The sequence below is a fragment of the Pleomorphomonas sp. NRK KF1 genome, assembly GCF_023721755.1.
In the GTDB taxonomy this organism is placed as follows: domain Bacteria; phylum Pseudomonadota; class Alphaproteobacteria; order Rhizobiales; family Pleomorphomonadaceae; genus Pleomorphomonas.
In genome coordinates this window covers 321399-332654 of sequence record NZ_JAMDLH010000007.1, presented here as the reverse complement: position 1 = coordinate 332654, position 11256 = coordinate 321399, and the positions used below count along the sequence as shown (strand labels likewise).

Genomic DNA, 11256 nt, shown 5'->3' with positions numbered 1-11256 from the left:
CGCACGCAGGCGCGTCACCGTCCTCTGGACCATGATCCACACCCGCCGGGCCTTCGATCCAAGCCGAAAAGCTGCTTGACTTGCGCATTACTCAGCCGCTTCACCTTTCGCATAGACGAGGTTGCCGCCGGCATCGAGACCGACGCCGCGACCGAGAATCTTGCGCTTTTCGAAAAACGCCGTCTCGGTGGTCGATGGATCCGCCATCTTCGCGGTGAACTCGTCGAGCCAGGCGGCCTCTTCTTCTTCGCTCAGCTCCGTCGTATCGAGCCCGGCTTCGAGCGCGGCCGTAATCCGCGCATAATCGAAGTTGCCAGAGCGTTCGATGGCTCGGCCGATCTTGATCCAATGTGTCAGTTGGCCGGCAACGGAGCGGCTGTGAAGATCGGCCTCGCGCCGGACAAGGGCCATGATGTCGTCAGCAAGCTTCACGGACTGCGCCATTGCCGCCTCCTATGCTCGAAAGGTAGCAAAATGCCACCTACCCTTCAAGATCCTTGCGGGCTGGGCACACTGACGCATCCTATCATCGCATCCTGGTCTAGACGAAACAGAGAACCATACCCTCTATATAATCCTGCCCTCCTCTGCGCAGGCAGAGGATCTCGGGAAGGTAGAGCGAGCCGCCGATATAGCACTCTCCGAGCCGCAGAATGCCCTATATCAACCTCTCGTTCTTTTCGGCCTGAGATCCTCTGCGCAGGCAGAGGAAGACAGCTTATATAACTGTTTTTCTTTCCGAATCAGCGACGCACCCTTCGGTCCATCCCGACCACCACCAGCGCGATCGCCATCAGCACCGCCGACAGAAGGAACGGCGCGCCAGCGAAGCGCATTGGCGCAGCGTCGGACGTGAAATAGCCGAACAGCTCGGTCATCGGGATCGGCGCCAGCGCCATGGTGATACCCTTCACCGCGCCGATCGCCCCTTGCAATTCGCCCTGCCGGTCGGCCGCCACGCGCCGGCTCATCATCGCCGTGAGCGACGGCCCGACGATGCCGATGAAGGCGAAGGCGGCGATGAACGGCGTGATCGCCGTGCCCGACGTGGCGAAGGCGAAACCCAGGAAGCCAACGCCGGCCACGGCCAGCCCGACCATCGCCGCGCTATGCTCGCCGAAACGCTTCACCGTGGGGCCCACGACGAAGCCGGTCACCGCCGTCATCACCACGCCGACCAGCGTCAGCGTCAGACCGATCTCCCGCTCGCCCCAGCCGAAGCGCTCCTTCAGCGAGAAGGTCCAGACGGCCGGCAGCGAGTCGTGCGCCACCTGCATCAGCACCAGCACGACGATCAACAGGCCGATGCCGGCTGCGCCGGCGATGAAGCGCAGCGCACCGAAGGGATTGGCCTTGGCGAGATCCAGCGACCGACGCCGCTCGACCGGGAGGCTTTCTTTCAGGAAGGCCCAGCCGAGACCCGCATTGACGAGCGCCAGCAGCGCGGCGACCAGGAAGGGTGCGCGTGGCGACAGTTCTCCGACAAGACCGCCCAGCGCCGGCCCCAGCATGAAGCCGGCGCCGAAGGCCATGCCGACGCGGCCGAACCGGGCGGCGCGATCGTCGGGCGCAGTGGTGTCGGCGACATAGGCGCCGATCACCGGCCCCGTGCTGCCGGAAATGCCGGAGAGAATGCGGCCGAGGTAAAGCCAGGCGAGCGACGGCGCCAGCGCGCAGATCAGGTTGTCGAGCGCGAAGCTGGCGACGGCGAGGATCAGCAGCGGCCGCCGGCCGAAGCGGTCGGACAGGCCGCCGATCAGCGGCGAGACCAGGAACAGCATGGCCGCGTAAACGAAGGTCAGCCGGCCGCCCTCGACGGCCGCCGCGCCCATGCCGTCGCCGGTGAGCGAGGCGATCAGCGCCGGCAGAACCGGCAGCACCATGCCGAAGCCGGCCGCGTCGAGAAAGGCGGTGGCCAGCACGAAGGGAAAACCGCTCCGCCGGAGATGAAGCGTCGCGTCAGTCACGGCCACTCTCCCCCTCGCCGCGTTCGGTCAGCTTGTGGCTGGCGCCGGCGTCGAGATCGAGGCCGTAGATGGCCTTCAGTTGCGCGATCACCTCCAGCGTCGCCGGCGAGAACGGCGTCTTGCCCTCGAAGGCGTGCAGCACGATGCCCTCGACCAGATCGCCGAGCGTGATGTCGCCATGCTCGGCCAACGCCTTCAGCACCTTCAGGATGCGCTTTTCAATCCGGATGCCCGTCTGCACCCGCTCCACCACCATGCCGGTCATTGTTGCCCTCAAGTTTAGTACATGTGTACCTATGTACCAACGGACCCAACCAACGTCAACTGATGGACAACCAGCCTCATATGAAGCACTTGAAACAGTCCTTAAAAGGAATAATATTCCTCCATACATTGGCTGATCGAATACACCGAAGAATTCGGGAGATGGTGGGATACGCTCACCACATCCGAGCAAGTCAGCATCGACGCCCATGTTCGCAAGTTGGAGCAGCGCGGTCCAAACCTGCCGTTCCCTATTCGAGCGGGGTCAGCGGATCGCGTCACGCCCATATGCGCGAGCTGCGCGTGCAAAGCGGTGGCAAGCCATTGCGGGTGTTCTACGCCTTCGACCCACGTCGCTCGGCGATCCTGCTGATCGGTGGAGACAAGACGGGCGACAAGCGCTTCTACGGACGAATGATCCCGGTGGCCGACAATCTCTATGACGAGCATCTGGCCGAACTGGAAAAGGAGAATCCTGATGGCCGGTAGGCGTTCCTTCGCGGAGCTTCGTTCTCGAATGACCCCGGAAGCCCGCGCCGAAGCCGAGGCGTTGGCCGCGCAGCTCGACGCTGAGATGAACCTTGCAGAGGTTCGGCGGGCCTTGAGACTGTCCCAGGAGGAGATCGGCCAGACGCTGCAGATCAATCAGGGGTCGGTCGCCAAGATCGAGAAGCGCGCCGACATGTATGTCAGCACCCTTCGTCGCTTCATCGAAGCGATGGGCGGTGAGCTGGAGATTGTTGCGCGGTTCCCCGATCACGCGGTCAAGATCAACAACTTCTCAGATCTTTCCGAGAAGACGCGCGCCTGAATTCCTTACAGCCGCTTGCCGGAAAACGTGTCGCAGGACTCCATGTCGCCGGTGTCGAAGCCGATCTTGAACCAGCGCTTGCGGGCGGCGGAGGAGCCGTGGTTGAAGCTCTCCGGCACCACATAGCCCTGGGTCCGCTTCTGGATGGCATCGTCGCCGATCTGGGTGGCGGCGTTGAGCGCCTCTTCAAGGTCGCCGCGTTCGAGGATGCCCTTCTTCTCGGCGTAATGGCCCCAGATGCCGGCGTAGCAATCGGCCTGCAGTTCCACCCGCACCGACAGCGCGTTGGCGTCGGCTGGGTCGAGCTGCCGGCGGCGCTCGTTGAAGGCCGGTAACAGGCCGACGAGGTCCTGCACGTGGTGGCCGACCTCGTGGGCGATCACATAGGCCTGGGCGAAGTCGCCGGGCGCGCCGAACTGCTGGCGCAGCTCGTCGTAGAAGGCGAGGTCGATGTAGATCTTGCCGTCGCCGGGACAGTAGAACGGCCCGCTTGCCGCGCTGGCGAAACCGCAGGTCGACTGGGTTTGGCCGGAGAACAGCACCAGCGGCGTCGCCTCGTAGCGCTTGCCCTCCGCCTTGAAAATCTCCGTCCAGGTATCCTCGGTGTCGCCGAGCACGGTGGCGACGAAGTCGCGCATCTCGTCGGGTTCGCCGCCGCGCGGCCGCTCGATGGCCGTCGAGCCGCTATAACCGGACCCGCCCATGCCGCCGTCGAGCAGCACCAGCGGGTTGATGCCGAGGAACCACAGCACGAGGCCGACGACGATCAGCCCGCCGATGGAAAGCCCGCCGCCGCCGCGCCGCCTGCCGCCGGGGAAGCCGCCACCCGGAAAGCGTAGGCCGCCGCCTGAAAAGCCGCCGCCTCTGCCGCGCATGTCCTCGATGTTGCCGCTCTGGCGGCGCCCCTTCCACAGCATGCCCGGCCCTCCGTTGGTCAGGCAATATAACAGCAGAGCGAGCGGTGAGTTCCAGTCCCGCCGACATGGAACTGTCGTCTCTTCGGCGCATGTAGGGCGCTCTTTTCTCAGCCCGAGTCGAGTTCCGACCATGTCCCAGATCGTCGCCCCCTCCCCGCTCATCGCCACCATGATCGCCGCCGCCCGCCTGGGTGGCGACATCGCCCGCCGGCATTTCTCCGCCTGCGGCCAGGCGAAGGTCGACGAGAAGGCGGCGCGCGACTACGTGACGGCCGCCGATGTGGCGGTGGAGGCTGCCATCGCCGCCGCGCTCGCCGAGGCCTATCCGGACTGGTCGATCAATGGCGAGGAGAAGGCCGGCGACCGCGACCACGGCCCCGACGCGCCGCGTTTCCTGATCGACCCCATCGACGGCACCACCAACTTCGCCTGGGGCATCCCCTTCTTCGGCGTGGTCATCGCGCTCCTGCGTGGCGACCGCATCGACGCCGGCGTCGTCTACGACCCGATGCGCGACGAACTGTTCCATGCCGAGCGCGGCCAGGGCGCCTTCCTCGACGGCGTGCGCCTCAAGGTCCGCGACGACCGCAACATCGACCACGCGGTGATCGGCGCCAGCCTGCCGATCCCCGGCCAGGTCAAGTCGATGCACGTCGCCCGCTACCGCGAGATCCTGATGGAGGTGATGGACCACGCCGCCACCATGCGGCGGATGGGCTCGGCGGCGCTCTCCATTGCCTATGTGGCGGCGAACCGCCACGACGCCTTCTTCGAAGACGGCCTGTCGCCGCACGACTACGCCGCCTCGGTGCTGATCGTCGAGGAGGCCGGCGGTGTGGTGAGCGGCTTCGACGGCAACGCCATTCCGAGAACCGGCGCCGTGCTCGCCGCGACGCCGGCGGTTCACCCCTGGCTGGTGAAGCGGTTCAGGGGGTGACGGAAGCCTGGAGAGCGAACGCTATAGTCGCCGATTGCCCCTTCCGGCCTGAGGTCCTGGCCTGCGCCAGGATGACAGTCTTATAGTTTTGGAACAAATACTTGGCCGAGCGGCCGTCCCTATCAGGCTGTCATCCTGGCGCAGGCCAGGACCTCAGACAGGATGGAACGAGACGCCGATATAGGTGGTCACTCTAGCCGGAACGCCCTTTTACCCTGACGTCGATTCCCGGCTCCGCCAATCCCAGCTCGGCCGCTCGCCGCGCCACCGCGTCGGGCTCGTTGGTGGTGATCTGGTCGGCCTTGAGTTCGATCAGCCGCGTCAGGCTGTCGTCGGCGCCGGGGTGGTGGAGATCGAGCGTGTAGGCGTCGATGCGCTTGCCTGCCGCGTGGAAGGCGGCGATCAGGTCGACGCCACGCCTGTCGGCGGCGAGCACGGCGCGATAATCGAGATAGATGAGGCTCGCCTCCGGCAGGGCCGCCAGCGCATCGGCCACGAAGGCCTGGAGATCGGCGCCCGCCTCGATCTCGCCCACCGTTCCCTCGTTGCAGGGATCGAAGCCGAGGTTGAGGCCGGCCGTCGCCCGGCCGAGCCGGCCTACCGCCACGCGGTCGCCGCCCGACAGGATGAACCTTGGCGCGATGCCCGAGAGCGTCGCCGCGAAGGCTTCGACGCTCTCCTCGTCGATCACGTCGGCGCCCACCTTGAGGTCGAGCTGGATCAGCGTTTCCGGATGGGCCGAGCCGGCCCGCACCAGCGCCGCGAGATCGTCGAGCAACTGCACCTTCTCGTCGGTGATTTCGCCCGAGGGGCGGCGCAGCTTCAAACGCCTGAGCGCGTCCGGCTCCGCCGCGATCACCTGCCCGTGGCCGTCGGTCTCCCGATCCAGCGTTTCGTCATGCAGCACCGCGAAGCCGGCGCCGGCGTGACGGTTGAGGTCGACCTCGAAACTGGCGCCGAGCGCCATCGCCTCGGCCGTGCGGCTGGGCGTGAACGGCACGTCGGACCGGACGCGCCGGCCCATGTGCCACTTGAGGCGGGTGCGATGGCCGTCGCGGTATAGGTCGAGGCCGGGCGAGTCGAGATCAAGCATAGCGCGCCTCGCGAAAGGGCCGCACCGTGTCGGAACTGTAGCGGCGCGGCGCTTCGCCCTCCGCGAACACCGTCCACCGCTCGACGCGGATGCCGACGCGCTCGCCGGCCTCGACGCGGATGGTCTTGTCGGTCTGGATGCGCAGATGCGTGCCATCGACCAGCGTGCTGTCGATGACCACATGCGAGCCGAAGTCGATCATCCGGCGCACCGTCACCGTGCGTCCCTCCTCCGGCTCGGAGAGCGCGATGTCCTCGGGGCGGATGGCGAGGCGGGCCGCGCCGCTGCCCTCGGCGGCAAGGCGCAGACCGCCGGCCGCGATCTCGCCGTCGGCGAGCGTGCCGTCCAGCATGTTCATGGCGCCGATGAAGCCGGCGACGAAGGCGGTCTTCGGTTCGGCGTAGATCTCGCCGGGTCGGCCGACCTGCTGCATGCGGCCGTCGGCCAGCACCACGATGCGGTCGGAGATGGCCAGCGCCTCGTCCTGACCGTGGGTGACGAACACGGCGGTGATGCCGAGGCGCTGCTGGATGTCGCGCACCTCGTCGCGCAGGCGTTCGCGCAGGTGCTGGTCGAGGCTGGCGAAGGGCTCGTCGAGCAGCAGGATCTTCGGCTCGATCACCAGCGAGCGGGCGAGCGCCACGCGCTGCTGCTGGCCGCCGGAGAGCTGGCTCGGCAGGCGCGCGCTATAGCCCGCAAGACCGACGAGATCGAGCACCTTCTCGACGCGCTCGCGGATCTCGGCCCTCGGCAGGCGGCGCAGCTTCAGCCCGAAGGCGATGTTGCCGTGAACGGTCATGTGGCTCCACAGGGCGTGGCTCTGGAACACCATGGCGGTGGGGCGCCGTTCCGGCGGCAGGTGGGTGACGTCGACGCCGTCGATGGCGATGGTGCCCTCGCTCGGCGTCTCGAAGCCGCCGATGAGGCGAAGCAGCGTCGACTTGCCCGACCCCGAAGGGCCGAGCAGGCAGACGAGCTCGCCGTCGTCGATCATAAGGTCCATGGCGTCGAGCGCCGTGACCTTGCCGAATGCCTTGGCGATGCCGGTCAAACGAACCTGAGCCATTGGAAATGTCCTTGAAAAGCGTGGGTGTTCAGCCACCGAGGCCTTTTGCAAAGGCATCGGCACCCATCACGCGGCGGGCCGCCAGCATGAGCAGGAAGGACGGCACCCAGAGGAAGACGAACAACACCGCGCCATACTGGACTTCGAGGGCGTTGTTGATGAAGGCGATCATCACCATCGGCATGGTGCGCACGTTGGGCAGGCCGATCAGCCAGGCGGCGTCGGTCTCGTAGAACGTGTTGACGAAGGTGATCAGGATGGCGGCGAACAGCGTCGGCGCCGCCTGCGGCAGGGTGATTGACCAGAACACCCGCATCGGCGAGGCGCCGACGTCGCGCGCCGCCTCTTCCAGCCGCCGGTCGACGCCCTGGAAGGCGGAGACCGGGATCCAGATCATGTAGAGCAGCGTGCCGACGAGCTGGATCAGCACCACGCCCCAGAAGGTGCCGATGAGATTGAGCGTCAGGAAGATCGTCGCCGTGGCGATGATCAGGCCGAACTTGGGGAAGGCCTGCACGGAGAGGAAGGCCAGGAACAGCATGTTGCGGCCGGGGAAATCCAGCCGGGCGAAGGCATAGGCGGCCGGAAAGCAGATGGCCGCCGAGATCACCGTCACCGTCGTGGTGATGCGGAGCGACAGCCACAGCGCCTGCCAGACGTCGGTGCGCGACAGCGTCTCCTGCCAGTAGCCGAGGCCCATGCGCTGCGGCACGATGGCCGGAAAACGCCAGACTTCGGCGAAGGCCCAGACGGCGGTGACGACGAGCGGCAGCAGGATGACCGCCGCGAGGCCGACGAGGAAGGCGATGCCGGTCCAGTCGATCGGCGCGCGCCGGGCGATCCGCCCGACCGCCGACGGCGAGGCATCGAAAGGCGAAACGGGAGCGAGATCGGTCATGCCGGTCCCTTTCTGCCCTTGGCGATGGCGCGCACGTAGATGAGGCCGAAGGCGGCGCAGAAGGCGAAGGTGATCACCGCCTGCGTGGTGGCGTTGAGCGGATCGGCGTTGTCGGAGAAGGTGCGCTGCATGTAGGGACCCATCATTTCCGGCGAGGCGGGGCCGAGCAGGAAGGGCAGCGTGAAGGCCGAGAACAAGCCCAGCACGTTGAAGGCCAGCGTCACGATGATCGAACTCTGGATGCGCGGCAGGATGATGCGGGTGAACAGCGTCCAGCTGCCGGCGCCGAGGTCGCGGGCGGCGTCCACCGAGGCGATGGAGACGCGGCCGAGGCCGGACAGCAGCAGCAGGAGCGTCAGCGGCAACCCGTCCCAGACGAGGCCGATGATCGGGCCGGCCGGCGTGAGATAGGGGCTCATGAGCTTGGGCAGATGCAGCGCCACGAGGACGGTATCGACGATGCCGTTGGGGCCGAGCACGCGGATGAAGGCGTAGGCCACCAGCACCGACGGCACGAACATCGGAAACAGCGCCAGCGCCTGCACCAGCGCGGCGACGGACCCGGTGCGGAAACGCAGGTAGAGCGCGATCGGCATGGCGACAGTCACCCTGAGCACCGAGGTGAGCGCGGTGACCCATAGCGTCAGCCAGAGATTGCGCAGGCTGTAGTCGTCGGTGAAGAAATAGGCGTAGGAGGCGGTGCTGAAGCCGGTGCCGGGGAAATAGACGGTGCCGACCATGGCCTGCAGCACCGGCCACAGCACCAGCCAGATCAGCAGGGCGACCGGAAGGGCGACGAGAAGGAGGCCCGAAAGCCTCCCTCCCATCATGCCGGAGCGGAGCGCGGCGATCATCGCGGCAGGTCAGGTGCGCGAGATGTTCGGGGCGACGTTGCGGTACCAGCCGTCCTGCACCGCCTTGGTCCATTCGCCCGACGGGAAGGTGGGGATGGAGGACGGGATGACGTCGGCATACTTGTCGTGCAGCGCCTTCGGCAGGTTCGACCAGTCGACGCCGGGGAAGCCGCCGAGCTTCTCGATGACGGCGGTCTGCATCTCCTGGCTCAGCATGAAATCGGCGAACTTTAGCGCCGCGTCGCGATGGGCGGCGTTGGTGGGAACGACGGCCTGCGAGAAGCCGCCGCACAGCGCGAGGTCGGTGAGCTGCACGAGGCCGGTGGTCTCCGGCAGCACGCCCTTGGCGATCGCCTGCAGCACCTGGTCGGACCAGGCCGGGATCATGGTCACCGCGCCCTGGGCGAGCAGTTGCAGCGAGGCGGAGTTGCCGGAGGTGTAGGCGCCCTTCTCGTAGAGCGACGGCGCGAGGTCGTTGAGCACGGCCCAGGCCTTGGCGAGCACCTCGTCGGCCGAGGCTTGCGTGTAGTTGTCGACCTTGAACTTCAGGGGATCGCGGCCCGACACCTCGTGTACGACACGGTTGATGAAGTTGCCGCCCGAGCCGCCCTTGTCGGGACGGTTGTAGATGAACTGGCCAGGGTTGGCCTTGATCCACGCGGCGAGGTCCGCGAAGGTCTTGGGCGCCTTGTCCCGCGGCAGCTTGGTGCTGTCATAGGCGAGCAGCACCTGCGAACCGCGATAGGGAAGACCGTAGGCGGTCTGGATCGCCAGCTTGTTGACCGCGCCATAGTTGGCAAGGCCGGCCTTCTGGAAGTCGGTCCACAGGCCCGCCTCGATACCACCGTTCGGCAGCATCGGCTCGTACTGCTCGATGATGTCGAGCTGCGGGTCGGACTTGGTGGAAAGCGCCGCGAACGCGCGCTGCACCACCGCGTCGAGCGCCGCCGCCGGGCGGGCGATGACGACGTTCAGCTCAAGGCCGGGGTTGGCCGCCTCGAAGGCCGGCTTGACCACGTTGTTGAAGAAGTCGGAGATGTTGGCGTCGGACGCGGTGTAGAGGTCGAGCCGCGTCGCGGCGGCGGCAAAACGCGTGGACGCGACGAGGCCGGCGGCCGCGCCGGCCATGAGGAATTCACGACGGTTCATGACAGTCTCCCGATGAGCAGGTGTGCAAGCGGTCCGTTCCTTGTGGGGATGAACGGTTCGGGAGTGGACGCTAGGGGGCCTGGTTATCGTTTCGATGACGCTTGAGCGGCGGTTCCGTGAACTCTGACCGCCATCCGGCGATAAAGTGAAAGCGCTATCAATCTCCGATCGATCCGCCGGAGTGGCGCAAGTACCGGACGCAAGCATCGCCGGCAAAGGTGTTGGCGCAGCCGTGGTCGCAAACTGGCTCACATGCCGAACGCGCCGAAAATTCCCCTTTTCCAGCCCGAACGCCCGCCGAACCTCGACTTAAGTCGCGATCGGAGTCTACCGGATGTGAAGGCAAGCATATCTGATATATTAGATATGCAAGAACGATGAGGCAGGCGATCGAAGTTGGCGGAGTGAAGCGGTATGTCGGATGGATTGATCACAGGCGGATGGGGTGTTGGCAGGCCGGCCAGCCCGACCCGTGTGATGAACTCCGCCCAGCTCATCCACTTCCATCTGCGCGACGACATCATCTCGATGCGCCGCCGCCCCGGTGAGCCGATCGCCGAGAAGGACATCACCCAGACCTACCAGGTCAGCCGCACCCCCGTGCGCGAGGCCCTCTTGCGCCTCTCCGAGGAGGGGTTGATCGACATCATCGCCAAGTCGGGGACGATCGTCTCGCGCATCCCGGCCGACGAGCTCCCCGAGGCGATCCTCGCCCGCAAGGCCATCGAGCAGATGACGGCGCGCATGGCCGCCGAACTGGCCGCCAAGAGCGACGTCCTCAAGCTGCGCGCCATCGTCGAGCGGCAGAAGGAAGCGCTGCGGTCGAACGACATCGACGGCTTTCACGACGAGGACGAGGCGCTGCACCGGTCGATCATGGCGGCCGCCGGCCTGCCGGGCATCTGGCGCTTCGTCGAAGGCATCAAGGTGCAGCTCGACCGGTTCCGCCGGCTGACGCTGCCGCAGGCGCACCGCATGGAACGGGCGCTGGCCGAACATGTCGAGCTGGTCGACGCCATCGGCGCCGGCCAGTCGGAGAAGGCGGCGTCGGTCATCGGCGATCACCTCGACTGGCTCGGCGCCAGCCTGGCCAAGATCCGCGAGATCGGCCCGGACTACTTCTCCGGAAACCTGGAAGACGCGCAGGTTCGCTGGGGCAGACGATCGTCCTCTCCAGCGGTCGTCCCGGCGATGACCGTGGGCAGCCAGATCGACGCATCGGATATCGCCTCGCTAGCGGGGCACATGGAAATCAAGAGCCGAGAGGGCGCTTGAACGACGTCGAGCCGGCTCGCCGAGC

The 11256-nt window shown here is 66.4% G+C and carries 13 protein-coding genes; 4 read left to right on the top strand and 9 right to left on the bottom strand.

Annotation, left to right across the window (positions count from 1 at the left end):
• Nucleotides 1–87: 87 nt before the first annotated feature.
• The 3 genes from M4J39_RS18420 to M4J39_RS18410 all read right to left on the bottom strand — a co-directional run bounded on the left by M4J39_RS18420 (nucleotide 88) and on the right by M4J39_RS18410 (nucleotide 2232).
• Nucleotides 88–444 (bottom strand): ParD-like family protein, encoded by a 357-nt coding sequence (locus M4J39_RS18420; protein ID WP_251729940.1) that lies wholly within the window; start codon nucleotides 442–444, stop codon nucleotides 88–90.
• A 299-nt stretch (nucleotides 445–743) separates the two neighbouring features.
• Nucleotides 744–1967 carry an MFS transporter gene (locus M4J39_RS18415; protein ID WP_251729939.1) on the bottom strand — a complete coding sequence of 408 codons (1224 nt, stop codon included), beginning with the start codon at nucleotides 1965–1967 and terminating at the stop codon, nucleotides 744–746.
• Nucleotides 1960–2232, bottom strand: coding sequence for a hypothetical protein (locus M4J39_RS18410; RefSeq protein ID WP_251729938.1), 273 nt, complete (start codon nucleotides 2230–2232; stop codon nucleotides 1960–1962). Before M4J39_RS18410 ends, M4J39_RS18415 begins: the two co-directional genes overlap by 8 nt.
• Before the next feature lie 287 nt (nucleotides 2233–2519).
• Between M4J39_RS18410 and M4J39_RS18405 the strand changes: the two genes are divergently transcribed.
• Complete coding sequence (locus tag M4J39_RS18405; protein WP_251729937.1) at nucleotides 2520–2720, top strand: type II toxin-antitoxin system RelE/ParE family toxin; 201 nt, start codon at nucleotides 2520–2522, stop codon at nucleotides 2718–2720.
• 28 nt (nucleotides 2721–2748) lie between these two features.
• Nucleotides 2749–3042 carry an XRE family transcriptional regulator gene (locus M4J39_RS18400; protein WP_251729936.1) on the top strand — a complete coding sequence of 98 codons (294 nt, stop codon included), beginning with the start codon at nucleotides 2749–2751 and terminating at the stop codon, nucleotides 3040–3042.
• Between the two features lie 5 nt (nucleotides 3043–3047).
• On the opposite strand, the gene M4J39_RS18395 is transcribed toward M4J39_RS18400, so the two are convergent.
• Nucleotides 3048–3959: a neutral zinc metallopeptidase gene (locus M4J39_RS18395; RefSeq protein WP_251729935.1), complete on the bottom strand. Its 912-nt coding sequence runs from the start codon at nucleotides 3957–3959 to the stop codon at nucleotides 3048–3050.
• Between the two features lie 130 nt (nucleotides 3960–4089).
• On the opposite strand from M4J39_RS18395, the gene M4J39_RS18390 reads away from it, so the two are divergent.
• Nucleotides 4090–4896, top strand: coding sequence for an inositol monophosphatase family protein (locus tag M4J39_RS18390; RefSeq protein WP_251729934.1), 807 nt, complete (start codon nucleotides 4090–4092; stop codon nucleotides 4894–4896).
• A 193-nt stretch (nucleotides 4897–5089) separates the two neighbouring features.
• Here the strand turns inward: M4J39_RS18390 and M4J39_RS18385 are convergent, their stop codons facing one another.
• From M4J39_RS18385 to M4J39_RS18365, 5 genes are read right to left on the bottom strand one after another with little or no spacing between them, the layout of a single operon-like run.
• Nucleotides 5090–5989, bottom strand: a complete 900-nt coding sequence (locus tag M4J39_RS18385; RefSeq protein WP_251729933.1) for a glycerophosphodiester phosphodiesterase family protein — start codon at nucleotides 5987–5989, stop codon at nucleotides 5090–5092.
• Nucleotides 5982–7055 carry an ABC transporter ATP-binding protein gene (locus M4J39_RS18380; protein ID WP_251729932.1) on the bottom strand — a complete coding sequence of 358 codons (1074 nt, stop codon included), beginning with the start codon at nucleotides 7053–7055 and terminating at the stop codon, nucleotides 5982–5984. Before M4J39_RS18380 ends, M4J39_RS18385 begins: the two co-directional genes overlap by 8 nt.
• A gap of 28 nt (nucleotides 7056–7083) precedes the next feature.
• Nucleotides 7084–7953, bottom strand: a complete 870-nt coding sequence (locus tag M4J39_RS18375) for an ABC transporter permease (protein ID WP_251729931.1) — start codon at nucleotides 7951–7953, stop codon at nucleotides 7084–7086.
• Complete coding sequence (locus tag M4J39_RS18370) at nucleotides 7950–8807, bottom strand: ABC transporter permease (protein ID WP_251729930.1); 858 nt, start codon at nucleotides 8805–8807, stop codon at nucleotides 7950–7952. The genes M4J39_RS18375 and M4J39_RS18370 overlap by 4 nt, the downstream gene beginning before the upstream one ends.
• A gap of 9 nt (nucleotides 8808–8816) precedes the next feature.
• Nucleotides 8817–9956 (bottom strand): extracellular solute-binding protein, encoded by a 1140-nt coding sequence (locus tag M4J39_RS18365; protein WP_251729929.1) that lies wholly within the window; start codon nucleotides 9954–9956, stop codon nucleotides 8817–8819.
• Nucleotides 9957–10370: 414 nt separating this feature from the next.
• Between M4J39_RS18365 and M4J39_RS18360 the strand changes: the two genes are divergently transcribed.
• Entirely contained in the window at nucleotides 10371–11231 is an 861-nt protein-coding gene (locus tag M4J39_RS18360) for a GntR family transcriptional regulator (protein WP_251729928.1), read from the top strand.
• Nucleotides 11232–11256 lie beyond the last annotated feature (25 nt).

What these genes read in the sequence shown, in the direction of transcription:
- M4J39_RS18370 (WP_251729930.1), bottom strand. Translation starts at nt 8,807, where the DNA reads ATGATCGCCGCGCTCCGCTCCGGCATGATGGGAGGGAGGCTTTCGGGC.
- M4J39_RS18390 (WP_251729934.1), top strand. Translation starts at nt 4,090, where the DNA reads ATGTCCCAGATCGTCGCCCCCTCCCCGCTCATCGCCACCATGATCGCC.
- M4J39_RS18410 (WP_251729938.1), bottom strand. Translation starts at nt 2,232, where the DNA reads ATGACCGGCATGGTGGTGGAGCGGGTGCAGACGGGCATCCGGATTGAA.
- M4J39_RS18360 (WP_251729928.1), top strand. Translation starts at nt 10,371, where the DNA reads ATGTCGGATGGATTGATCACAGGCGGATGGGGTGTTGGCAGGCCGGCC.
- M4J39_RS18420 (WP_251729940.1), bottom strand. Translation starts at nt 444, where the DNA reads ATGGCGCAGTCCGTGAAGCTTGCTGACGACATCATGGCCCTTGTCCGG.
- M4J39_RS18395 (WP_251729935.1), bottom strand. Translation starts at nt 3,959, where the DNA reads ATGCTGTGGAAGGGGCGCCGCCAGAGCGGCAACATCGAGGACATGCGC.
- M4J39_RS18365 (WP_251729929.1), bottom strand. Translation starts at nt 9,956, where the DNA reads ATGAACCGTCGTGAATTCCTCATGGCCGGCGCGGCCGCCGGCCTCGTC.
- M4J39_RS18385 (WP_251729933.1), bottom strand. Translation starts at nt 5,989, where the DNA reads ATGCTTGATCTCGACTCGCCCGGCCTCGACCTATACCGCGACGGCCAT.
- M4J39_RS18380 (WP_251729932.1), bottom strand. Translation starts at nt 7,055, where the DNA reads ATGGCTCAGGTTCGTTTGACCGGCATCGCCAAGGCATTCGGCAAGGTC.
- M4J39_RS18405 (WP_251729937.1), top strand. Translation starts at nt 2,520, where the DNA reads ATGCGCGAGCTGCGCGTGCAAAGCGGTGGCAAGCCATTGCGGGTGTTC.
- M4J39_RS18375 (WP_251729931.1), bottom strand. Translation starts at nt 7,953, where the DNA reads ATGACCGATCTCGCTCCCGTTTCGCCTTTCGATGCCTCGCCGTCGGCG.
- M4J39_RS18400 (WP_251729936.1), top strand. Translation starts at nt 2,749, where the DNA reads ATGACCCCGGAAGCCCGCGCCGAAGCCGAGGCGTTGGCCGCGCAGCTC.